Here is a 23218-nt window from a genome sequence, read left to right as displayed (position 1 = left end):
ATTAATTTACAATTGTTTTAATGGTCTGGAAAGCGTTTCCAAAGGTTTTATATTTCACTTCAAAGAGGAAGTATTTTCTGAGGTAAAAGTTCAAAAGTTTAACTTTTTGTAAGCCGGTATAGGTGAAGATTTTAATGATGATACAGAAATCACTCAGTTGCATCTTCTTTAATGGAATATAGGCAACCGGACTCCAAATGCCTCCCGGGTGACGCCTGTAACAACTCATTACTTCGGGTAAAACATATATTTTTTTACCCGTTACCCAGGTACAATAGAGTTTCAACAGTTTATCACAGGCATTGCATTTTAAAAACCAATCGTTTTTATAAAGATTTCTAATGGCTTCAATGTTGCGGTAAACAATAGATGCAGTACAGGTTTCTACTTGCCTGTTTACAATCAGATCACTAAAGCTATACTGTAATGGGACAGGGTTAAAATCCATGTAAAACAGCTCAGTATCATCAAAATTTATTTCGCGTGTATAATGGCAGCACATTACATATTCAGGGTTATTTTCTAAAAAATCTACCTGCTTCTGCAGTTTATATGGGTCTAACCAATAATCATCACCATCACATGTGGCTACGTATTTACCTTTTGTTTCTAGCGCAACCCGAATTACGTTTTGGGTAGCACCGATATTCTTTGGTGCTTTTAAACGCTTAATTTTATCAGGATGTTTGGCAACATATTCATCAATAATCTCTGTGGTTCCATCTGTAGAACAATCGTCGCCAATAATAATTTCTGTATTAAAATTGCATTTCTGCATCAGAAATCCATCCAGTGCTTTCGCAATAAATTTACTGTGGTTATAAGTGATGCAAAAAATGCTAACCATTACACCTGTATCGTCTTGTTTCATAATAGAAGCTGCTATTAATTGCCGTTAACCGCCATGCCAATACTGCCATTAACCAATGTGTTGTAATCGGCGAGTTTAAGCACTTGTTTTTTGCGGTAATTCTGAGTTCTCAAAATAATCCTGACTACTAAATCCTGATCGGCACTGGTTAACGTATGGTAAAGTGGCAAACACATAATGCGTTTGGAAATAGAATCACAGATCGGCATATTTACCTTAGCAATGTATGGTAAGGCCGATAACGATGGGTAAAAGTACCGCCTACAATACACCTGAACCAGTTCTAACTGTTTCATGCAATCGAGCATAACTTCTTCCGATCGGAATATTACGGGATAATATGCGTAATTAAATTCCGTATCGGCTTGAATAACCTGAAACTGCGCTTCAATTTTATTCAGGCGCATTTCGTAATGCTGTGACAGCTCTTTGCGTTTACTTAAAATCTGATCAATATGTTTTAGGTTACAAAGCCCCATTGCAGCATGAAATTCGGAGTTTTTAGCATTGGTTCCGATCTCTGAAAAGGTATCTACCCCACTATAACCGAAATTACGCATCAGCGCCATTCTCTTTAAAATATCAGGATTTTGAGTAAAAACAGCCCCACCTTCAATGGTATGAAACAGTTTAGTTGCATGGAAGCTGGTTGTACTTACATCGCCATAAGCGAAGATCGATTTACCTTTATATTTTGTGCCAAAACAATGGGCGGCATCATAAATTACCTTTAGTCCATGTTTTTTTGCAATGCGGTCTATCGCTTCAATATCACAAGGATTTCCAAAAACATGTGTAGCCAAAATAGCCGAGGTATTAGGCGTAATGGCCGCTTCAATTTTATTGGGATCTATGTTTAGCGTATGTTCATCTATATCAACAAAAACAGGTTTGCAACCTTGCCAAACAATACTGCTGGTGGTAGCAACAAAAGAAAACGGTGTGGTAATAATTTCACCTTTTACTTCTAATGCCTGTATGGCCAGCTGTAATGCGATAGTACCATTGGTTACGTATAATAAATGAGGTAGTTCTAAGTATTGTTGCAACTTCAACTCCAATTCATTTACTAACGGACCATTATTCGTGAGCCACTGTCTGGCCCAAATGCTACTTACATAGCTTTTAAAATCTGCCTGTTTTGGCAAAAAGGGTTTAGTTACAGGTATCATTGTTTGAGGATTAATTGTTTAAAATCAAGGAGCGCAGCGAGTTTGATGCTGCTACTTATGCCGAGGTAAAAACTGCCATAAATGATGCTTATGCCAGCAATGCGCAAAATATTGTTGATGTGATAATGTGTTAAACACCAGGTATCGAGACAATAACAAGCAACACCTAACAGACTGGATAACATTAAAATAGGGAATATATCATGAAGCTGTTCTTTAATTGGGTAATTGATTAATTTGCCACTATATGTTGAATTGATATAATAGGCGAAAACAGTAAAGAAGAGCTGAAAATATAGAAGCCCCATGATGCCAAATGGAATTACACAGATAATTCCGATTACACTTAGCACCTTTTTTATAATTTCTAATTTCAAGAACTGCCCGCTATGCCCTTTAACTTTTAAAATATTCAGGTTATATGCGTGTACTGGATATAGAATACCCGCAATACATAAAATCTGAAAATAAGGTACAGATGGCAGCCATTTATCGGTTAAAAGCAAAGAGATTAAAGGTTGAGCAATAAGTGCTAAAAAAATCAGGATGGGTGCATTCCAGAATAACACCTGCTGCATTAACCTGCGGTAAACCATTTTAAGCTTTACATCGTCATCGCTGATGTTCGAAAACATAGGATAGGTTACTTTACCAATTGCCGTAGAAATAATCCCAATCGGCAACTGACTTAAACTATCTGCCCTGGCATAAAAGCCCAATTGGGCTGCCGCGTAAAAGCGACCTATAATAACGGTGTATAAATTTTGATAAATGGTGTCCAACAGGCCGGAAAGTGTCATTTTGTAACCAAAATGAAAGTGCTTTCTGAAGCTTTTTTTATTAAAAATCAGTCGTGGTCGCCAGTCTGAATAAAACCAATGTAAAACAGTAGAAACACTCGCACTCAATAAACTCATCCAAACTAAACTCCAGGTTCCATAACCATTTTTTGCCAGGTAAATACCTAAACAGCCGCCTAGTACCACTGCAGGTATTTGAATTACCGTTTGCAGTTTAAATTTCATTTCCTTAGTTAATAAAGTACTCTGAATACTAAAAAAGGCATTGATTAAAAAGGTTAATCCATAAACCCGAACAATATCGGTAAGTGTTGGCTGCCTGTAAAAACCAGCTATTAGCGGTGCTGCAAAGAACAAAACCCCATATACAATGATGCTTCCAAACAGGTTAAAAAAAAATATAGTAGAAAAATCCTTTTGTCCTGCCATCCTTGTGCGGATCAGTGACGATGTTAAGCCACTATCCATTAAGGAATTACCGACAGCGATAAAAATAGAGAGCATTGCGATTAAGCCAAATTCTGCAGGACTTAATAAGCGGGCCAATATGACGGTAACGAACAGGTTTATGAATTTAACACTAAACTGCTGTCCAATCGACCATATAATGCCCGATCGCGCTTTATATGTTAAATTCATGGCCTTACAATCGAACCGTTTCTAATGATTGTGGCAATACTGCTTTTATATCGTACACCACACATTCCGGTTTACGCAATGCCGTGATATTTAAATTGTTAAAAGCTTCGTGCGCTACTGCCAGTATAATCCCATCGTATTTTCTGGTTTTTGATGAACCATTTTCGCAAATAATACCGTAGTTATGCTTGGCCTGATCGGCATTTGCCCAGGGATCGTGAATGGTTACTTTAACTTTATATTCTTCCAACCGCCTTACAATATCAATTACTTTGGTATTGCGTACATCAGGACAGTTTTCTTTAAAGGTAAAACCCAACACCAGCACTTCTGCTCCCACAATATGGATGTTTTTAGCGATCATTTTTTTGATGATCTGATCAGCCACATATTTACCCATTCCGTCGTTTACACGTCGCCCGGCTAAAATAATTTCAGGGTGATAGCCAGCTTCCTGTGCTTTTTGAGCCAAATAATATGGATCTACACCAATACAATGTCCACCAACCAAACCCGGTTTAAAATTCAGGAAATTCCATTTGGTTCCAGCTGCCGCTAAGACCTCTGAAGTATCGATACCGATCTGGTTAAAAATCATGGCTAGTTCATTTACAAAAGCAATATTGATATCGCGCTGGGCGTTTTCAATAACTTTTGCTGCTTCCGCTACTTTAATAGACGAAGCTTTATAAGTTCCGGCAGTAATTACCGAACGGTACAGTGCATCTATTTTTTCTGCAGCTTCGGGAGTAGAACCTGATGTGATTTTTAAGATGTTGGCAACAGTATGTTGTTTATCTCCAGGATTAATGCGCTCTGGAGAATAACCAGCAAAAAAATCTTTATTGAAAACCAAACCAGATCCTTTTTCTAAAATGGGTACACATTCGTCTTCAGTTACACCAGGATATACAGTTGATTCGTAAACCACTATATCTCCCTTCTTTAAAACCTTAGCCACAACTGAGCTCGCTTTAATTAAAGGTGTTAAATCTGGCCTGTTATTTTTATCAACAGGCGTTGGTACTGTAACAATGTAAACCGACGAGCTGCGTAATTTTTCGATTTCATTGGTACAGTACAGGCCTTTTAAAGTTGTGCATTCGAAGGTTAACACCCCATTCAATTCTGATTCATTAACTTCTAGTGTATTGTCGTATCCAGCTTTTAACTCTGCTATTCTGCTCTGGTTAATATCAAAGCCAAATACCTTGTATTTTTTTGCAAATTCTACTGCCAACGGTAAGCCAACGTAGCCAAGGCCAATTACCGTCATTTTCAGATTATCTTCAGCGTTATACATAATGTTGTTGTGTATTTACGGTTAATGTTAAGTTGCTTATTGGCACTCTGGTAACTAAAGCACAATCTAAATGATCGAATGACATTAAAACATGCTTACCTTGAATCTGGATCACCTCTCCTTCCTGATTATGAAAGAGACCATTACTGATCCGAACACGGTCTCCTTTGGAAACACCGGTTAAACTCACTACATCTACATCATTGTAGGTATCCATAATGTGTTTCAACTTTTCAATCTCACTATCCCGAACTACTGCAGGCTTACCCATGTAATTAATAAAGTTTAAAACACCGAGTGTATACCTGATTTTGTAACCTTCACGCTCATCAATTTTCACAAATACATATCCGGTAAAAAGCGGAAGGCTAACTATTTTCTTTCTATCGGCCCATTGATTTTCTACATGACGAACAGGACAAAAAGATTCGAAACCTTGCTCTTGCAGCAAACGGTCAACTTTTTTCTCCCAACGTGGGCGTGTATAGATCACAAACCATTTTTTTGCGAACGAGGGCTTGATGTTAATTGTAGATTCCATTTTTTTGATGAGGTTATAGATTTATTTTTTAGGCAATTTGATACAGCTTCGCTATATCACTTACATGATAGGTATCTGTTTTTTTCAGCTAAGAAGCTTTATTTAGTCGGCCGGATACAGCTTCGCTATATCACTTACATGACAATTTTTATTTTAAATCTCATTTTGCTTTTTGGGGCAAATAGGTAATCTAATTAAGAGTTGTTTGCAAACAGCTAATGACTTTAATCGATGCGCAGTTTAAGCATCGCAGCCTTATTGTTTGTAAACAGAATTAAATCGTTTGGGGACGTTTATTTGGTAAAGGGCAAGGTATTCTCTTTTAAAACAAGGTAGCTTTAGTTTGCCATGGCATATCCATAACCACCGTAGCTGTATTTCTGGCTTTTCTCCCGTTTGGCATCGTTAAAAACAACCATCGGATTTTTAAGCTTATTGTTTTCGCAAATATCTTTCAATATGGCGAGCTGGTATTTATTGGTATAATTATACCGCACCAGGTAAATGCTTACATCGGCATATTCGGCCAAACTAAAGGCATCAGCCACCTGGCCAACCGGCGAAGTATCGATAATGATGTAATCGAATCTTTCTTTCAGTTCATCAAACAATAAATCCATTTTAGGGCTCATCATTACTTCGGCAGGATTTTCAGGCGATTGACCGCATCCAATAACCCATATATTATCTGAAACACTGGTAGGTTTAATAATATCATCTAATACAGACTCGCCAATTAAATAATCGGTTAACCCGTTAGTTTGCTTTAAACCAACTTTATTCAAGAGGTCAGGTTTTCTTAGATCGAACTCCAGTACAACAACTTTTTTATCAAGCATGCCTAATGTAGTAGCCAGATTTACGCTAAAGAATGTTTTACCCTCTCCTTTCATACTCGAGGTAACCAACATTACCTTATTCTCGATATTGTTAGACATCAGTCCTAAATTCATTCTGATGTACCTAAACAACTCTGATATGGTAGAACGGTTGTCTTTTTGAAAAACGATGGTGCTTTTATCCAGGTTATGAGAAAGTTCACCAAGCATTTTGGCACCGGTTAACTCAATAGTACTGGCATCCTGTACCTTGTTATTGAAAAATCCTTTGGCGTAAATTACTCCAGCTGGAACAAAAAAACCAAAAATGAATCCACACAGATATAAAAGTGGTTGTTTAGGGCTATTAGGAATAGTATTGTAAGCCGGTTTATCTACCACCTGTGAAGTTGGAACGGTTGCAGAAAGTGATAATGCAGTTTCCTCTCTTTTTTGCAGTAAATATTTATATAAACCCGATTTTACACTTTGTTCGCGGCTTCTTTCTAATAAACCACGCTCTATAGTAGGTACAGATTTAATTTTATTATCGAATTGAGAGTAGTTGGCGCTCAGGTTGTTTCTTTCAATAACGAAACCTTGTTTAATACTAGATAAGTTTTCTAAGATATTGGTTTTTAAGGTTGCTATCTGCTCATTAAGGTTTAGCACTAAAGGATTTTCTGCATTAGCGGTACGTAACATCCTATTTCTTTCCAATTGAAGATCGTTAAATTTTGAAATCAATGAATTCAGAATCGGGTCTTTTAAGCCCATTGCACTTGGAGCAAGGTTATATTGACTTTGTTTGCCTCTGAAATAATTTTCGATTGACCGCAATATCCTCAGCTGCACTGATGATGTTTCCAGCAACTGATTATACTCTCCTGAACGTGCAGCATTCATCTGCGCATCCATATTAACATCGGTAACACGGTTTTGTTGCTTGTAGTTTTCTACGTCCTCTTCAGTACCTGTTAGATCTGCAACCAGGTATTTTAGGCGGTTATCGATAAATTTAATGGTATTACGGGCAATGGTATTTTTATTGTTGACGTTATTGATGTTGTAAGTTTCGATCAGATCGTTAAGAATATCAATTCCCCGCTGAGGAACCACATCGTTCAAACTAATGGTAATGGTATTGGCATCTTTAACAACCGGAACTATTTTTAATGAAACCAGGTTATAAGCCTCGGTCATTTTATATAAGTTTTTAAACTGAAGTCTAATTTTACCAAATTCGGTTTTATATGCTGGTCCCTTATCTATTTTAATTGCGTAGTTTTTAGTATTAATGGTATCGCCATACTTTACAATATTTGTTTTTAGGCTATCCTGAATGATGTAAGAGATTTCATCCAGATAAGAAATGTTAATTTTTCTTGCGTAAGCACCATTTTTTAAACTGATAGCAGTAACTACAAGTGGGGACGTTTTGCCATAAAGCTCTTTTTCTCTAATCCCCTCTTTTTTAAAGTAAGCCGTTTCTAGATTTAGTTTTTTCAATACTTTAAAAATCAGATCTCTCGACCTTAAGATCTCAATTTCATTATCAACCGTTTTAACCGTTTGAAACATATTAAGATCACTAAAAGCGGTACTATTAGACATTGCTGCACCATTTTTATCATCAGAGATTAAAAGTGTACTGCTCACTTTATATTTTGGTGGAGTAATGTATAGAAAAGCATATACAGCAGCTATAGAAATAATGATACTGATTAAGAAATAGTGCCAGTTTCTGGCAAATCTTGTCATAGTTTCTGCAAAATCTTTTGCGCCACTATTTGTACTTTGTTTAAGCATGATATAATGTTTTAAGAGACGTTTATCGACGAAGAACAGCTGTGATTAATACTGCAACTGCTGATATAGAAGCAATTACCACTGGCATAATACGTGTATTGGGACTGTATTCAATCGCTTTTGATTTATCAGGCTCCACATATACCACATCATTTTGTTTCAGGTAAAAGAATGGAGAATCCATCACATCCTGATTGTTCAGGTTAAGTCTTTTCATCACCCTTTGACCATCCTGTTGTCTGATCACTAAAATATTTTCCCTTTTGCCATAAACGGTCATATCGCCCGCCATTCCTAATGCTTCTAAGAGGTTAATATTATCTCCCTGTACAGTAAAGGTTGATGGTCGGTTTACTTCGCCAATTACTGTTACTTTAAAATTGACCAACTGAACGTCAACTACCGGTTTTTTAACATATTTATCCAATTCTTTCGATATGGCAGCTTGTGCCTGCTCAATGGTTAAACCTTCCAGGCGAACGTTACCTACAACGGGCAGGTTAATCATTCCATCCTTACTTACCCGGTAACCTTCTACTTTATAATTGTTTTCAGCGCCTGCATTTTTGGTATTAACAGCAAATAAAACATTCGACTCCTGATTTAAGCTGTTTATGCTTACGCTTAAAAGGTCGTTTTGCTGAATTTTAACTTCCTGACCTTGAAGCTTAACTTCGCTGGTTTGTTTGGCCAGGTTACTAAAGTATACAAGATCTCTTCTGGGAGCGCATCCGGTGATAATGCTTGTATATATTGCGATAAATAAGATTACTTTCTTCATAGCTTAAGTAATGTTTAGTTTTTTGTTTCGATTTATTGAGAACTAAGCTATGCAATTAAGCGTCAATGTTTTATAGGTAGACTGGGGTTGTATTTAAATTGTATAAAATATGACCAGCATGCACAGCATTTTAAATACTGTGCTCATAAATTGCACATCATTTGTAAATTTTACAACGCGTAACTTGTATAATATCCGGCCTATATTTTTGCTCAAAAAAGTCTGTTTTTTAGTGAGATCTTAATCGGTAAAGCTCAAAAAACATCAGAAAATGTTTTAACATTTAAAAAAGCTATTTAATACTACAATTTATTAGGGGTATAAAATGATTTTTATAAAATTTTAAAGAAAAGCTGCCAATTACCAAGGGTGGATTTACTGCTCAACTGATTATTTTTTTCTAGCCAGGCCATGATCAAGCCATACCTCGCATATTTCTGTGCAAGCTGTTTTACAACACGTTTCTAATTATTAAAAAATACATTCTGCTTAACACGATTGAGCTTTCCTTAATAGCGGTATGTTATTGGCGATCAAATCAGATAAAACGATTAACATAAAAGCAATATCCCTTTAAAGCAGCTCAAAAAGCAAAAAAATGCGCAACTGTGAAAGCTGTAAACAGGAATTAGCAAAATATGTACAGTATGCTTTAAAAAGGTTTAAAAGCCTGTTTTATGCATAAATTCGTTAGAAACCTAAAAACAAGAATTAAATATGAAAGTTATTATTTATGGAACTGGAAAAATGGCTGAGTTTATCTGTTACTCCTTTATGAATGACAGCGACTATAATGTTGTTGCCTTTTGTGTTGATGATGCGTATGTACCACCTGCAGGAAGTATGCTATTAGGATTACCCATTTTAAGTCTCACCCAGGTGATTAAAGATTTTCCTCCAGAAACCCATAAAATGCATATTGCCATTGGTAGAAACAGTGCCAGGGAAAGCGTGTACCACAGGGTAAGCGAATCTGGCTATAGTTTTGCAAATTATATTTCATCTAAAGCCAATGTGTGGCCCGATTTGGTATTCGGACACAATACTTTCATTGATCAGTGCTGCGACATACAACCTTTTGTATGCATTGGTAATAATTGCATGCTTATCGGCGCGCGGATTGGTCATCACTCTACGATAGAAAACAATGTTTTATTGTCTGGTAATATACTAGCTGGTAATGTAACTATTGGCCGCAACTCTTTTTTAGGCATAAATTCTGCAGTCAAAGAAGATATAACCATTGGTACCCACAACATTATTGGCGCAGGCGTTTTTATAAACAAGAATACTGAAGATTACGCCATTGTTTCAAATGCAACAGTACCTCAACGTGTTGGCGATTCTAAACGTTTTGTGATGTTTAACAAAGCTCAGGATGTTAAGCAGACTTAATAATTGTTTTATACATAAAAAAGGGAAGCCATTTTTTTGACTTCCCTTTTTTTTGCTAGTCTAATGTAATTAAACTTTTGTTTTATTTTCAGCGCTTCGTTTCAGCTGCGCATTAATACGCTCCAAAACATCATAAATATCAAAAGGTTTACTGATATAATCATCAGCAAATGCATCAATAGCTTTCTGTTCGCTATTATTCTGTGCAGACATTACGATAATTGGGATGTGTTTGGTAAAAATATCGGTTTTTAAATCTTCACAAATTTCTGCTCCGTTTCCATCTGGTAACATTACATCAAGTAAAAAAAGATCAGGCATTGCATCCTGGATATTTTTCTTTAACTCAGCAAATGATGATGAAAGCTGCAATTCGAAACCCTCATCTTTTAATAGAATTTCAATAACGTTTCTGATCTCCTGATCATCCTCTAAAATGTGTATTCGTTTTCTTTCCATGTTCAAATTATAATGTTTGGATTATACCGTTCGCGTGGAATGCGCTATACGATAGTAACAGTAACACCTAAACTCTCTAAATGTTTAACAATTTGTTCAGAAATTCCTTTATCGGTAATAATATGATCAATTTCTTCTAATCCACATATCTTTCCAAAGCCTCTTTTCCCAAATTTAGTAGAATCGGCAAGAACAATCGTTTTTTGTGATGCACCAATCATTTTGCGGTTTAAATGTGCTTCCATGGCGTTTGTAGTGGTTATTCCAAAATCAAGATCAATCCCATCAACACCAAGAAATAGCTTATTAAAATAAAAATCCTGCAAAACCTGTTCCGCATAAGCACCCATTACCGATGAAGAACTTTTCCTAAGCAATCCGCCTAATTGTATCACTTCAATACTAGGTTCGCGCATTAATTCGAGCGCTACATTTAATGCAGAAGTTACAACGGTTAAATTTGTTGCTGGCGCAATATTCTTGGCAAAATAAAGCACTGTAGTTCCCGATGCAATAACAATAGAATCATTGTCATTTAGCAATGCAGCAGCCGCAATACCTATTTTGTTCTTTTCTGTAGATTGTATTTTCTCTTTCTCATTAACCGGACGGTCTACCGTATATGGATTGTTTACAGTAGCCCCACCGTGGGTCCTAAATAATAGGCTCTTATCTTCAAGTAGTTTTAAGTCCTTTCTTATTGTTACAGACGAAACTTTCAACTCCTTACATAAATCGACTACATTTATGTATTGATCACGTTGCAGGCGACTTAATATAAACTGGTGCCTCTCAGCCAAATTCATCATAATATATTTAATTAGCGTGCTGCAAATTAGCAATAAAAACATTCTTTAAAATATTTTGCATAAATATTTAATAAATTTTTAACACACATATTATATTATTTCGATTATGATTTCTTATAATTGCGTATTGTTTCGTTTTATTATTTTTATAAATCTAAATGGAAAGATTACACCCGCATCACCTAACAGAAAACATAAATTGGGACTTCATTATTATTGGCGGAGGTGCCACAGGTTTGGGTACTGCATTGGATGCTGCGAGCCGGGGCTTTAAAACTTTATTGGTAGAACAATCTGATTTTGCCAAAGGAACATCCAGCCGGAGTACTAAACTGGTACATGGTGGTGTTCGCTATCTTGCACAGGGCGATATCGGTTTAGTTAAACATGCCTTAAAAGAACGTGGTTTATTGCAACAAAACGCAAAGCACCTGGTAAATAAAGAAGAATTTCTGATCCCCTGTTACGATTGGTTCTCTGTTGTAAAATATTTAACCGGACTTACACTTTACGATTGGTTAGCAGGCAAATATAGCTTCGGCAAATCTAAGTTTTTCTCTAAAAAAGAAACCTTAACCATAATGCCAGGCATTAAGGAAAAGGGATTAAAAGGAAGCATCAGGTATTACGATGGAAAGTTTGATGATGCCCGTTTAGCGATAAACATTGCACAAACCGCTGTTGAAAACGGCGCTTCATTATTGAACTATACAAAGGTAACCGGCCTGTTAAAAAGTGGCGATGTGGTTACAGGCATTGAAACAGAAGACACTATAACTGGCATAACAGCTAAGTATATCGGCAAAATAGTAATTAATGCAACAGGCGTGTTTGTGGATGACATCCTGCAAATGAATAACCCGAATTCAAAAAAAATGGTACGCCCTAGCCAAGGTGTACATGTAGTGCTAGACAAAAGTTTTTTAAACAGTGAATCGGCGTTAATGATACCAAAAACCTCTGATGGACGTGTTCTATTTGCCGTTCCATGGCATGAACATTTACTGGTGGGTACAACAGACACCCCTTTAAACGAACATAGTTTAGAACCCAGGGCATTAAAAGAGGAGGTAGATTTTATTATGAGTACAGCGGCGAGTTATTTTAACCGCAAGCCCATGGAAAAAGATATCTTAAGCGTATTCTCAGGTCTGCGCCCACTGGCTGCTCCTACAAACGGAGATGGAAATAGTACAAAAGAAATTAGCAGAGACCATAAACTTATTGTTTCTGCAAAGGGATTAATTACCATTACTGGTGGTAAATGGACCACCTATCGCCGAATGGCAGAAGAAACGGTTGATTTAGCCATTACTCATGCTGGTTTAGAATCGAAAGCATGCGTAACCCAAAATTTAAGCATACATGGTAGCTTAACCACTACCACAGATAGTCATTTGGCTATCTATGGATCGGATCGCAGTAAAATTGAAGCATTAATTGCGCAAGATCCAGGTTTCGGCAATAAATTACATCCTGCATTCCCTTATACAGAAGCCGAAGTGCTTTGGTCTGCACGAAACGAAATGGCCGAAACCGTAGAGGATATTTTAAGCAGGAGATTAAGAATACTGTTTATTAATGCACAAGCAGCCAAAGATATGGCACCTAGAGTAGCTTCGCTCCTGGCCAAAGAATTATCTGCTGATAAAAACTGGGAAACTAAGCAAATCGAAACTTTTAATAAATTAGCCGATGGTTATATTTATCATTCAACACCTAAAATAACCGAATCGGCTTTAGCCAATTAACCAAATTCCTAATTATGAGTAAATACATCTTGTCTATCGATCAGGGAACCACAAGTTCGAGAGCAATTATTTTTAATCACAATGGCGAAATTGTTGCCATTGCACAACGAGAATTCACACAGATTTATCCCAAAGCCGGTTGGGTAGAGCACGATCCAATGGAAATTTGGTCGACACAGTTGGCGGTTGTAACAGAAGTGATCGTTAAAGCAGGTTTAACCGTAGGCGATATCGATTCTATTGGCATTACCAATCAGCGCGAAACCACTGTGGTTTGGGATAAAGAAACCGGACAACCAATTTACAATGCCATTGTTTGGCAAGACAGGCGTACTTCTGCCTATTGTGATGAAATTAAAGCACAAGGACTGGCCAGTAAAATACAGGAAAAAACAGGCCTGATCATAGATTCTTATTTCTCGGCTACTAAGGCCAGGTGGATCTTAGAAAATGTTGTCGGCGCAAGAGAGAAAGCTGAAGCTGGAAAACTTGCTTTCGGAACCATAGATACCTGGTTAATCTGGAAATTAACAGCAGGCGAAAAACATGTAACCGATGTCAGTAATGCATCACGAACGATGCTTTACAACATCCACACTTTAAGCTGGGACGACGAATTGCTTGAGCTTTTTTCGATACCAAGAGCGATGCTCCCCGAAGTAAAATCATCAAGTGAAGTTTATGGTGAAACCGCAGGACGCATATTGGCTGCAAAAATTCCTATTGCAGGGATAGCCGGCGATCAGCAATCTGCTTTGTTCGGGCAAATGTGCACCGAAATAGGGATGGTAAAAAACACTTATGGTACTGGCTGTTTTATGCTGATGAATATTGGGTCGAAGCCAAAAATATCAGCCAATAATCTATTAACCACTATTGCCTGGCAAATTAATGGTGAGGTAATTTACGCTTTAGAAGGGAGTATTTTTATTGGTGGTGCGGTGGTACAGTGGCTTCGCGATGAAATGGGGCTCATTTCTAAATCGGCAGATGTAGAAACATTAGCTAAAAAAGTAAAAGATACCGATGGGGTTTATGTTGTTCCTGCTTTTGCAGGCTTAGGTGCTCCACACTGGGACCAACATGCCCGTGGTACCATAACAGGATTAACCCGCGGTACAAACAAATCGCATATTGCAAGGGCAGCCTTAGAAAGTATTGCCTACCAAACCATGGATGTTTTGAAAGCTATGGAAGCAGATGCAGGCGTAAATATTGCCGAATTAAGGGTAGATGGTGGTGCTACAGCTAACGATTTATTGATGCAGTTTCAGGCCGATCTGTTAAACTGTAAAGTAATCAGACCCGATGTAACCGAAGTTACTGCTATTGGTGCTGCATACCTGGCCGGATTAGCCACTGGTTTCTGGAAAAGTATAGATCAGATCCGCTCGCAATGGAAAATCAACAGAACTTTTGTTGCTGAGGAAGGAATTGATAATACGGAAAGAATAAAGGGCTGGAACAGAGCAATAAAAGCAGCCAGGGTAAATGCAGAAGACTAATTGAACAATTTTAATCGGATAAGAATTTAATTATATGAATGTATATCTCGCAGAATTTATTGGTACTGCACTAATGATTCTTTTAGGAAATGGTGTAGTGGCTAACGTAGTACTTAAAGGTACTAAAGGCAACGATAGTGGTTGGATTGTAATTACAACCGCCTGGGCACTTGCCGTATTTGTAGGGGTTGTTGTTGCCGGCCCGTACAGTGGGGCGCACTTAAATCCAATTGTAACCCTCGGACTTGCCATCGGAAAAGGCTTCAGCTGGGCATTGGTGCCATTTTATATTATTGCACAACTGGCTGGTGCCATGACAGGGTCTTTCCTGGTTTGGCTTATTTACAAAGATCATTTCGATGCTACAGATGACCAAGGTTTAAAGGCTGCTCCTTTTGCAACCGCGCCAGCCATCAGAAATATGTCGTCTAATTTGGTATCAGAAATTATAGGCACTTTCGTTTTAATATTTGTAATCTTTTATTTTACTGATGCGAGTATGGGCACTAAAGAAACGGTTACCCCTATTGGATTAGGCTCAATGGGTGCAATCCCGGTAGCGTTTTTGGTGTGGGTAATTGGTTTGGCTTTAGGTGGAACAACCGGATATGCTATTAATCCGGCAAGAGATTTGGGCCCGCGGATTATTCACTTTTTAATCCCAATGAAAGGAAAAGGAAGTAGCGACTGGAGTTATGCCTGGGTACCTATTGTTGGCCCCATAATCGGCTCGGTATTAGCTGCTGTGGCCTTTTTATTGATTGGTAAGTAATGAATTGTCTCTCGATACGACATTAAAGACATCGCAAGTACTAGTACAATAAAATAGGAAAACGTCATCTCGACTGAAGCGCAGCGAAATGGAGAGATCTATATAGAAAGATTTCTCGACTGCGTTGCTCTTCGCTCGAAATGACGCCCCTGAAGAGTTACTGAAAAGCTGCTCTGCCTACCTGTTCATCGCCTAGGTATATCCAAATGGCACCTTTTAAATATTTTCCGAAAGAATCTTTCATGTCCTGCAGGCTTACCTTGTTAAAATTGGCTACCATATTCTCGGTAATACTATAATCGCCAAGCACTTCAGCTTCACCCAAATCTTTCACAATCGAACTTGCACTTTCCTGGTGCCTGTAGTATCTATCCCGATGTTCTTTTTTTAATGCCTCAAGATAACGTTCACCGTACTTTCCTTCTTTAATGTTATTGTATACCGTAATCATCGCTTTAAAAGCTTTTTTAGGTTGAGTGGTACTTACAAACATAGAGGTATATGGAATCTGTTGTAATTTAACGGTTGCTCCTGGCGCATACGATAACCCAAGTTTAGTTCTCAATTCATAATTCATACTACCACTTAATGCGTTAATGGTTAATACAAAAGCATAATAATCAGCATTTGTCATGGTTGGGGCATTCATAATACAACTCATGTAATTCGTGGCAATATCTCTTTGTTCGATTACCAGATGCTCCCCTGTTAAAGTTTTACGATCGTAAACTGGTGGCGTGTAAACTTTTCCTTTGAGCGCGCTGAAAGAAGCTTGAATTTTCTTTTCAAGTTCTTCTTTTGTGATGTTCCCAGCTACCACCAAAAACATTTTATTCTTATTCAACAATTCGTTATGGTAATAATTACTAACCATTTCGGCAGTAAAACCTCCAACAGTTTTGCTTGTGCCCAAAGGATTAGTGCTATAAGGCGAATCTTTAAACATGCTTTCCATGCTCAACTGCTCAATCCTTGTTTCAGGATCAGATTGACTATGATAAATACCCGTAATCATCCGTTCTTTAGTGGTTTGAAACTCTGTTTTATCAAAAGCAGGATTAATTACAGCATCCGAAAAAAGCTTCCAACCTTGGTCAAGATACTTAGAAATGCAATCCATACTAATGGTACCATAATCAGTTGTAGATGAACCAGAAATATCAATACCATATTCATCAGCCAACTCCTGATAATCGACAACGCTGTAATTTTTAGTGCCACAGGTTGCCGCAGATGCCAAAGCCAGATTTTCAATTCCTGCCCTTTCGGCATCATAATTCATTACACCACCTTTAAAAAACATGCTCATACTAACTGTTTCTTTCTGGGTAGGTTTTAAAATCACCTTTAAACCGTTTACATCAAATGAAATGGCTTTGGTTTGTGCGTTGGCAATATGAAAAACTAAGATAAAGTTTATAAAAAATATGAATATTTTCATCGAGCGTTAGGTTATTTGGGTGATTTAAAAAATGTTTCCGGCTTCACTTCATTCATACCTGCTTTATCCATCATCAGGCCAGCGCAATAAGGTTTATCTTTAATATACTTGCGTACATAATCGAGTAAATCCTTTCTTGTTACTTTATTTACATTTTCTTCATAATGGGTATAATAATCAATCGATGCTGAAGCCCACCAGAAGGAAAGTAAATGTGCATAATCGGAAGTAACCTCTCTCCTTTCTACCTGTTCTATAGATAATAGTCTTTTGGCTCTTTCAATCTGCAGATCAGATAAATAATCTTCATTGGCCCAAAGCGAAATTTGCTTCAGCACCTCCTGGTAACATTCATTTATTTTTGCCGGATTAGGACTCACCATCAAACTAATTGGCCCGGTATATTTTTGCGTATAATAATTCACATCAGCCTGTTGGGCTAATCCTGAATTAATAAGCGCCTGTTTCATTTTAGAACCGTTTTGATTCACGATGAAAGAAAAAACATCAGCTGCGTAAGTGGCCGGAATATCGTTTCTGGTATCTGGACCATGCCAGCTAAAAAGCATAAACGGAACAGGGCTTTTATTCGATTCTACAAAATAATAATCGTTTTTTTGAAGCGGTTTAAACTCAGGGATTGGCCATTTCACAAAAGGATCAACCGGCGATCGTTTCCAGTTTCCAAAAACAGAACTTACATAACTAAAAGCTTCATCAACTTTAACATCACCGGCAATTACCAGAACTGAATTATTTGGCCAGTAATATTTATTTTTAATGGAATCCATTTTTGATGGAGTAGCTGATAAAATTACCTCATGGCTACCGATTACATTTTTACGGGAATAATTTGCTCCCCACATATGCCGCGAATTGGCCTCTATCAAAGCAAATATCGGACTAGATTCGTGCCTTGTAAATTCGGCATTTACCACTTCATTTTCCAAAGCCATATCTTCTTTTATGAATTTTGGATAACGGATGGATGAATTCATCAAGCTTAATCCGGGTTTTAAATTAGCAGCAGGAAGCGTAAAAAAATAATTTACCACTTCTTCCCGCGTAGTGGCATTCGAATTGATATCCAGATCGTTCATTCTCGAATTTAAACGTTCGAAATCGGGATAATCTTTGTTCGCCTTAAAGAATAAATGCTCGTAAAGATGACTTAAGCCGTTAAATTCATCGGTTTCAGTAAAAGAACCATTTCTGCAGGCCATTTCGATGGTAACCAGTGGCACCGTCCGGTCTACAACAACCAGCACTTCTAAACCGTTATCAAGTTTTTTGAAATGCATGTTTTCTCCGAGCTTTTCCTGAGCAAAAGCAGAGCCAAGGCACAATAAACAGGCTAAGGAGCTAAATAATAGAGAGCGCATATTTTAATTAAATTTGAACACCAATTAAGCGTTAATCTTTCACTTTAACAAATAAAAAAACGCTTTATTTAACAATCGTCTTTATTAAAGGATATATGAATAATTACAGTTTATATTGTTAAATAATTACCTTTGAATAGTTCAATCTTCTAACCACTTTAAAATTGCAAGAATACTTCCTCGTTGTTGATACCGAAACTTCAGGTCTGCCTAAAAATTGGACGGCGCCTTATTCTAAAGAAAAGAACTGGCCTCATATTGTCCAAATTGCCTGGATTATTTATGATCAATCTTATCAGGAAATTAAGCGGGAAAATCATTATATCAAAAATACCGATTTCACTATTGATAATGCTGCATTAAAAATCCACAAAATTACCCCTGAATATCTGCATACACATGGCGAAAACAAAGAAAAAGTGATGTTGCAGTTTTCCGAAGACATCGAAAAATATCAGCCTTTGGTTATCGGTCATTTTATTGAGCTCGATTATCATATGGTGAATGTTGAATTATACCGAATCGGAAAGGAAAACATTTTTAAAAACCTGGCTTTTTTTTGTACGATGAAGGCAAGCGCACCTTACATCACCAATACAGTAATCAGTCATTTAAAGCTGGATAAATTTTATACCATTTTATTTAATGAAGCACCCGAAAATACGCACAATGCTTTATCTGATACACTAAACACGGCAAAGATTTTCTTTCATCTTTTAAAAACAGGTAAAATTAGCTTAACTTCAGCCTACCATCAGGAACATACTTTTAACCTGGAAAAGAAAAAGACAAAAGATTTTTCGTTTAAGAGAATTTTACAGGGATTTTTTAATGGAAGATAAACTAGCCGATCAAATTTATACCGCTCGTATTGGAGACATTACTTTTAAAAAGATAGTAAGTTGCAGCCCGGGCACACCTATTTTTGAAGCTGCAATTAAAATGTCAGAACAGAAAACCAGTTGCCTCTTTATTAAAAATGATCAGGATGTTTATCTGGGCTTCGTAACCGATATTACTTTAAGGGATAATGTAATTGCCAAACAACTAAATTCAAATTTGCCGATTGACGAAGTTATGGATACCCATATTGTTACCATAACTCCAGATGCTTATGTATATGAGGCGATATTGATGATGTTCAGTAAGAAGTCGCGCTATTTATTGGTAAACGACAATGGTAATTACGTTGGCTTTTTAAGCAGAAACCGCCTTTTAAGCGAGCAGGCCGAATCTCCATTGGTTTTTATCCAATCAGTAAAATCTGCTGTAAATACAAGCGATCTAAAATTAAAATGGCAAAAAGTGCCAGGCATTGTGTCTCAGTTACTGGCTAGAGGTGTACATTCGAAAATTGTAAATGAGGTGGTAACTACTATTGCCGATACCATTTCCTTTAAAATTATTGAAGAGGTGATTGCTAAACTTGGTCCGCCACCTGCAAAATTTGTATTTATGGTTTTGGGTAGCGAAGGCAGAAAAGAGCTTAGCTTAAAAACCGATCAGGACAATGCCATTATTTATGAAGATACCGGAGAAGATAAAAGAGCGGCTGTACGTTCTTATTTTCTGGACATGGCTACCCAGGTTTCGGATAAATTAAATTTTGTTGGTTTTGTATACTGCGATGGCGATTATATGGCCACTAACCCAAACTGGACGCATTCGCTATCACACTGGAAATACAATTATAAAAACTGGATAGAAGAAGCTTTACCCGAAGCTGCCGTAAAATTTGCTGCATTTTTTGATTGCAGGGCCATTTACGGCGATTTAACCATTATGGAAAGCTTACGTGCTTTTGTTGATGAAGAGCTGCAGAAACCCATCGAAAAATTCTACGTATACCTGGCCAAAAATGCCTTACTCTATGAGCCACCGCTCACCTATTTTAGGAATATAAGAACGCAAAAAATCCATAAAAAAGAAGTATTCGATATTAAAACAGCCATGACTCCTATTGTAGATCTGGCAAGGGTTTATGCCTTACAGAACAGGATTTTCCAAAAAGAAAATACAGGCGAACGTTTAAAGGCCTTAAGAGAACTTGGTGTTTTTAGTGAAGAGCAGTTTAACGAACTTTCGCAGTCTTATTATTATTTGATGGGCCTGAGATTGAAACATCAGGCCAATCTGATTATCAATGACCTGGCGGCACCCAATAACTTTATCGAAATTGATAGTTTAACCAAAATCGAAAAAGTAACCTTGATCGAAATTTTTAAAATTATCCAGAACTTTCAGAGCGGCATCCGCATGAAGTTTACCAATAGCCTGGGTTAAATTATCATTAATTCTCTTGTTTGCTCATTGTAATTGAATCAAACTTTAGTAACTTTAGGAATACCGTCTACTTATTAATAAGGTAAAATACTAACCAAAGTAAATAATCCAAAATCAGACCCATGGGAAAATTTGTAATTACCAAAAGATCGAACGGAGAATTTCAGTTTAATCTTAAAGCGAGCAATGGCCAAACCATTTTAACCAGCGAAGGCTATTCGGCCAAATCAAGCTGCGAGAATGGAATCGAATCTGTTAAAAAAAATGCACAGGATGATTCAAAATTTGAGAAAAAGACATCGTCTAACGGCAAATACCATTTCAGTTTAAAGGCTACAAATGGCCAGATTATTGGCTCCAGCGAAATGTACGAAAGTACCTCGGCCAGAGATAATGGTATCGAATCGGTTAAAAAGAATGCACCAGACGCAGAAACTGATGACCAAAGTTAAAAAAAACATAAAGCGACTCGAGATTTCACATCAGGTCGCTTTTCATACCCTCCATACACTCCCCCTCTACAGCTTAGATTAAAAATTGTTCTATAAGACTTACATTAATCTACAGTAATTGGCTACAGCTGATCTACTCTTAAAGCTATCCCTCATATTTGCCAGCTGTAAACCTAAACTTACTCAAGCATCTGTTGCTCAATACAAGCCGATCAAACGTTTGCGCGTAATAAATTTTAAGGTCATTTTAATAACTAATCAAATAGCCTTAGAACCTGCTCAAACGGCAATTCTACTACATCATTCAAGCTTATTACATTTCATCCCACACAAACGTTTGCGCTGTTTTAATTCAGCCTACTGTATAAGTTTGTTTGTAACTTAAATCCAGATAAGGTAAAAATCTATTTACGATACGCTCTTTTTAAGGTTTGGAACAGTGGCCAAGACTGGCAAATTATGGTGGTATAATCTTGGTATTGAAATCGACAAGATTAGGTAAAGGGGCTGAGTGCAGCATATAAAAAAGCAACAACAACCAATTCCAAATATTATCAACCTAAACCTAAAATTATCGTATGAAAAAAAACAGTTTACTTTTAACAGGGCTATTCTGTACCTGCTTGTTCGCCCTATCTTGTAAAAAGACCGAAGTATTACAACAAGAGGAAAAAACCTTCTCTATTAACAAAAAACTGGCTACAACCAACATTATTACCCAAAGCCGCAATGTAAATATTGTGTATTTTGTACCTAACGACCTCGATACCCTTGCGGGTTATAGAAAAAGATTGAGCGATCTTTTATTATGGACACAAGATTGGTACAAACAAGAAATGAACCGCAATGGTTATGGCAATAAAACATTTGGCCTTGCTGATGATGGCGCAGGAAATGTAAAAATCCTAACCATTAGAGGAACATTGCCAAAAGCGAGTTACCCATACTCTGGAGGTAGCGGTGCAGTTGCAAGCGAAGTAAACGCTTATTTTGCTGCGCACCCGGCAGATAAAACCAGCGATCATACCTTGATCATTATTCCAAGGTATTCTATCGGTTCGAATGGAACACCAAGCGGGGGTCCGTTTTATGGTACCGGCAGATGGTGTTATGCGCTGGATTATGAAGAAATGGACATTGCAAATCTGGGCTTAAGCACTACCGTTGGCAATCGCTTCAGTGTTTGGTTTGGAGGTATGGTACATGAACTTGGTCATGGATTAAATTTACCGCACAACAGACAGAAAGTTTCTGAGAACTCAACTCTGGGCATGGCATTAATGTGGGGCGGTAATGGAACCTTAGGAAAAAGCCCTACATTTTTAACCGCTGCAGACGCGGCTATTTTAAATGCCAATCAGGTTTTCAATAATAACGCTAGCACCTATTACGGTTCGGTAACCAGCAGTATTAATAAAATATACGCCAGCTACTCCAGCACTTTGGCTTCCATAGTGGTATCTGGAAAATTTACATCTACTGGCAACGTAACCAGTATTCTGTATTACAACGACCCTAATGTAAGCAATGAGGGTACTGGTGTAAATAAGGATTATAACGCCATTACGTGGGAATCGAAAAAGATAGGTACAGATAGTTTTAGAGTTGTAATGCCAATTGCGGATTTGCAGGAAAAAGCTGATGGTATTCCATATGAACTAAAAGTTAAACTGGTACACGACAATGGAACCGTAACCGAGCAGATTTATGCTTATACTTTTTCAGGAGGCTTACCAGTATTAAATTTCTCAACGAAAAATGAGTTAAGCAAAACAGGCTGGAGTATTGCTTCGTTTAGTTCGGAAGAAACCAGTGGAGAAGGTGCTACAAATGGTAGAGCGGCAAGGTTGATTGATAATAGTGCAAGTACTTACTGGCATTCGAGATGGAGCAGCTCGGCAACAAGCTATCCACATACTATAGTGATCAATTTGGGCGCTTCAAAAACGGCAAATGGTTTAAGTTTAACACAAAGAAGTGGTTTGAGCAGGGCTGTAAAAAACTTTGAACTGCTCACCAGCACAGATGGCATAAACTTTACTTCAGTTAATAACTATGTGGCCCAAAATGTAAATGGTGCGCAGTACTTTGATTTTGGAAGCGCCAAAACATTCCAGTATTTTAAAGTTATTTTAAATTCAGCACAGGATGGTCTACAGTTTGCCAGTCTTGCAGAATTGGGATTATATTAGATTTTCAGAACCAAACCAAACAACAAAAAAGGTCCCGATTTAC

Annotated in this window: 19 protein-coding genes; 8 read left to right on the top strand and 11 right to left on the bottom strand. The window is 37.4% G+C overall.

Features of this window, described 5'->3' with window-relative positions; genetic code table 11:
• Position 1 precedes the first annotated feature (1 nt).
• The 7 genes from LQ201_RS07195 to LQ201_RS07165 form a co-directional block, all read right to left on the bottom strand.
• Entirely contained in the window at positions 2-871 is an 870-nt protein-coding gene (locus LQ201_RS07195) for a glycosyltransferase (protein ID WP_230140618.1), read from the bottom strand.
• 14 nt (positions 872-885) lie between these two features.
• Positions 886-2043, bottom strand: coding sequence for a DegT/DnrJ/EryC1/StrS aminotransferase family protein (locus tag LQ201_RS07190; protein WP_230140617.1), 1158 nt, complete (start codon positions 2041-2043; stop codon positions 886-888).
• Positions 2040-3482, bottom strand: a complete 1443-nt coding sequence (locus tag LQ201_RS07185; protein ID WP_230140608.1) for a lipopolysaccharide biosynthesis protein — start codon at positions 3480-3482, stop codon at positions 2040-2042. Before LQ201_RS07185 ends, LQ201_RS07190 begins: the two co-directional genes overlap by 4 nt.
• A 4-nt stretch (positions 3483-3486) precedes the next feature.
• On the bottom strand, positions 3487-4785 hold the full coding sequence (locus LQ201_RS07180; RefSeq protein ID WP_230140606.1) for a nucleotide sugar dehydrogenase: 1299 nt from the start codon (positions 4783-4785) through the stop codon (positions 3487-3489).
• The gene (locus LQ201_RS07175) at positions 4778-5326 is read right to left on the bottom strand and encodes a UpxY family transcription antiterminator (RefSeq protein ID WP_230140605.1); all 549 of its coding nucleotides are present in this window, start codon (positions 5324-5326) and stop codon (positions 4778-4780) included. The genes LQ201_RS07180 and LQ201_RS07175 overlap by 8 nt, the downstream gene beginning before the upstream one ends.
• Positions 5327-5664: 338 nt before the next feature.
• A complete protein-coding gene (locus tag LQ201_RS07170) occupies positions 5665-7953 on the bottom strand; it encodes a polysaccharide biosynthesis tyrosine autokinase (protein WP_230140603.1) in 2289 nt (762 codons plus the stop codon).
• Between the two features lie 22 nt (positions 7954-7975).
• A complete protein-coding gene (locus LQ201_RS07165) occupies positions 7976-8734 on the bottom strand; it encodes a polysaccharide biosynthesis/export family protein (protein ID WP_230140601.1) in 759 nt (252 codons plus the stop codon).
• A gap of 717 nt (positions 8735-9451) precedes the next feature.
• On the opposite strand from LQ201_RS07165, the gene LQ201_RS07160 reads away from it, so the two are divergent.
• On the top strand, positions 9452-10129 hold the full coding sequence (locus LQ201_RS07160) for an acetyltransferase (protein ID WP_230140599.1): 678 nt from the start codon (positions 9452-9454) through the stop codon (positions 10127-10129).
• A gap of 69 nt (positions 10130-10198) precedes the next feature.
• On the opposite strand, the gene LQ201_RS07155 is transcribed toward LQ201_RS07160, so the two are convergent.
• Both LQ201_RS07155 and LQ201_RS07150 read right to left on the bottom strand, forming a co-directional pair.
• Complete coding sequence (locus LQ201_RS07155) at positions 10199-10588, bottom strand: response regulator transcription factor (protein WP_215127449.1); 390 nt, start codon at positions 10586-10588, stop codon at positions 10199-10201.
• 44 nt (positions 10589-10632) lie between these two features.
• The gene (locus LQ201_RS07150; protein ID WP_131029794.1) at positions 10633-11397 is read right to left on the bottom strand and encodes a DeoR/GlpR family DNA-binding transcription regulator; all 765 of its coding nucleotides are present in this window, start codon (positions 11395-11397) and stop codon (positions 10633-10635) included.
• 158 nt (positions 11398-11555) lie between these two features.
• Between LQ201_RS07150 and LQ201_RS07145 the strand changes: the two genes are divergently transcribed.
• Genes LQ201_RS07145 through LQ201_RS07135 form a run of 3 tightly spaced genes read left to right on the top strand, consistent with a single transcriptional unit; the run spans position 11556 to position 15425 of the window.
• A complete protein-coding gene (locus LQ201_RS07145; protein ID WP_230140597.1) occupies positions 11556-13148 on the top strand; it encodes a glycerol-3-phosphate dehydrogenase/oxidase in 1593 nt (530 codons plus the stop codon).
• 14 nt (positions 13149-13162) lie between these two features.
• The gene (gene glpK, locus LQ201_RS07140; protein ID WP_230140595.1) at positions 13163-14653 is read left to right on the top strand and encodes a glycerol kinase GlpK; all 1491 of its coding nucleotides are present in this window, start codon (positions 13163-13165) and stop codon (positions 14651-14653) included.
• Positions 14654-14687: 34 nt separating this feature from the next.
• On the top strand, positions 14688-15425 hold the full coding sequence (locus tag LQ201_RS07135) for an MIP/aquaporin family protein (RefSeq protein ID WP_230140586.1): 738 nt from the start codon (positions 14688-14690) through the stop codon (positions 15423-15425).
• Between the two features lie 157 nt (positions 15426-15582).
• On the opposite strand, the gene LQ201_RS07130 is transcribed toward LQ201_RS07135, so the two are convergent.
• Positions 15583-16866 (bottom strand): pitrilysin family protein, encoded by a 1284-nt coding sequence (locus LQ201_RS07130; RefSeq protein ID WP_230140584.1) that lies wholly within the window; start codon positions 16864-16866, stop codon positions 15583-15585.
• Between the two features lie 11 nt (positions 16867-16877).
• On the bottom strand, positions 16878-18167 hold the full coding sequence (locus LQ201_RS07125; protein ID WP_230146615.1) for a pitrilysin family protein: 1290 nt from the start codon (positions 18165-18167) through the stop codon (positions 16878-16880).
• 245 nt (positions 18168-18412) lie between these two features.
• Between LQ201_RS07125 and LQ201_RS07120 the strand changes: the two genes are divergently transcribed.
• The 4 genes from LQ201_RS07120 to LQ201_RS07105 all read left to right on the top strand — a co-directional run bounded on the left by LQ201_RS07120 (position 18413) and on the right by LQ201_RS07105 (position 23175).
• Positions 18413-19090: a 3'-5' exonuclease gene (locus tag LQ201_RS07120; RefSeq protein ID WP_230140580.1), complete on the top strand. Its 678-nt coding sequence runs from the start codon at positions 18413-18415 to the stop codon at positions 19088-19090.
• Positions 19080-20531, top strand: coding sequence for a DUF294 nucleotidyltransferase-like domain-containing protein (locus LQ201_RS07115; RefSeq protein ID WP_230140578.1), 1452 nt, complete (start codon positions 19080-19082; stop codon positions 20529-20531). The genes LQ201_RS07120 and LQ201_RS07115 overlap by 11 nt, the downstream gene beginning before the upstream one ends.
• Before the next feature lie 122 nt (positions 20532-20653).
• Positions 20654-20983 carry a YegP family protein gene (locus LQ201_RS07110; RefSeq protein WP_230140575.1) on the top strand — a complete coding sequence of 110 codons (330 nt, stop codon included), beginning with the start codon at positions 20654-20656 and terminating at the stop codon, positions 20981-20983.
• Positions 20984-21561: 578 nt separating this feature from the next.
• Positions 21562-23175: a discoidin domain-containing protein gene (locus LQ201_RS07105; RefSeq protein WP_230140567.1), complete on the top strand. Its 1614-nt coding sequence runs from the start codon at positions 21562-21564 to the stop codon at positions 23173-23175.
• The last annotated feature ends 43 nt before the right edge of the window (positions 23176-23218 follow it).

The sequence above is a fragment of the Pedobacter sp. Bi126 genome, from assembly GCF_918698245.1.
GTDB lineage: Bacteria > Bacteroidota > Bacteroidia > Sphingobacteriales > Sphingobacteriaceae > Pedobacter.
The sequence above is the reverse complement of the archived record's forward strand: the minus strand, read 5'-3'. Positions and strand labels throughout refer to the sequence as shown.

What these genes read in the sequence shown, in the direction of transcription:
- LQ201_RS07185 (WP_230140608.1), bottom strand. Translation starts at nt 3,482, where the DNA reads ATGAATTTAACATATAAAGCGCGATCGGGCATTATATGGTCGATTGGA.
- LQ201_RS07195 (WP_230140618.1), bottom strand. Translation starts at nt 871, where the DNA reads ATGAAACAAGACGATACAGGTGTAATGGTTAGCATTTTTTGCATCACT.
- LQ201_RS07180 (WP_230140606.1), bottom strand. Translation starts at nt 4,785, where the DNA reads ATGTATAACGCTGAAGATAATCTGAAAATGACGGTAATTGGCCTTGGC.
- LQ201_RS07165 (WP_230140601.1), bottom strand. Translation starts at nt 8,734, where the DNA reads ATGAAGAAAGTAATCTTATTTATCGCAATATATACAAGCATTATCACC.
- LQ201_RS07110 (WP_230140575.1), top strand. Translation starts at nt 20,654, where the DNA reads ATGGGAAAATTTGTAATTACCAAAAGATCGAACGGAGAATTTCAGTTT.
- LQ201_RS07160 (WP_230140599.1), top strand. Translation starts at nt 9,452, where the DNA reads ATGAAAGTTATTATTTATGGAACTGGAAAAATGGCTGAGTTTATCTGT.
- LQ201_RS07130 (WP_230140584.1), bottom strand. Translation starts at nt 16,866, where the DNA reads ATGAAAATATTCATATTTTTTATAAACTTTATCTTAGTTTTTCATATT.
- LQ201_RS07135 (WP_230140586.1), top strand. Translation starts at nt 14,688, where the DNA reads ATGAATGTATATCTCGCAGAATTTATTGGTACTGCACTAATGATTCTT.
- glpK (WP_230140595.1), top strand. Translation starts at nt 13,163, where the DNA reads ATGAGTAAATACATCTTGTCTATCGATCAGGGAACCACAAGTTCGAGA.
- LQ201_RS07190 (WP_230140617.1), bottom strand. Translation starts at nt 2,043, where the DNA reads ATGATACCTGTAACTAAACCCTTTTTGCCAAAACAGGCAGATTTTAAA.
- LQ201_RS07155 (WP_215127449.1), bottom strand. Translation starts at nt 10,588, where the DNA reads ATGGAAAGAAAACGAATACACATTTTAGAGGATGATCAGGAGATCAGA.
- LQ201_RS07105 (WP_230140567.1), top strand. Translation starts at nt 21,562, where the DNA reads ATGAAAAAAAACAGTTTACTTTTAACAGGGCTATTCTGTACCTGCTTG.
- LQ201_RS07150 (WP_131029794.1), bottom strand. Translation starts at nt 11,397, where the DNA reads ATGATGAATTTGGCTGAGAGGCACCAGTTTATATTAAGTCGCCTGCAA.
- LQ201_RS07170 (WP_230140603.1), bottom strand. Translation starts at nt 7,953, where the DNA reads ATGCTTAAACAAAGTACAAATAGTGGCGCAAAAGATTTTGCAGAAACT.
- LQ201_RS07125 (WP_230146615.1), bottom strand. Translation starts at nt 18,167, where the DNA reads ATGCATTTCAAAAAACTTGATAACGGTTTAGAAGTGCTGGTTGTTGTA.
- LQ201_RS07145 (WP_230140597.1), top strand. Translation starts at nt 11,556, where the DNA reads ATGGAAAGATTACACCCGCATCACCTAACAGAAAACATAAATTGGGAC.
- LQ201_RS07115 (WP_230140578.1), top strand. Translation starts at nt 19,080, where the DNA reads ATGGAAGATAAACTAGCCGATCAAATTTATACCGCTCGTATTGGAGAC.
- LQ201_RS07175 (WP_230140605.1), bottom strand. Translation starts at nt 5,326, where the DNA reads ATGGAATCTACAATTAACATCAAGCCCTCGTTCGCAAAAAAATGGTTT.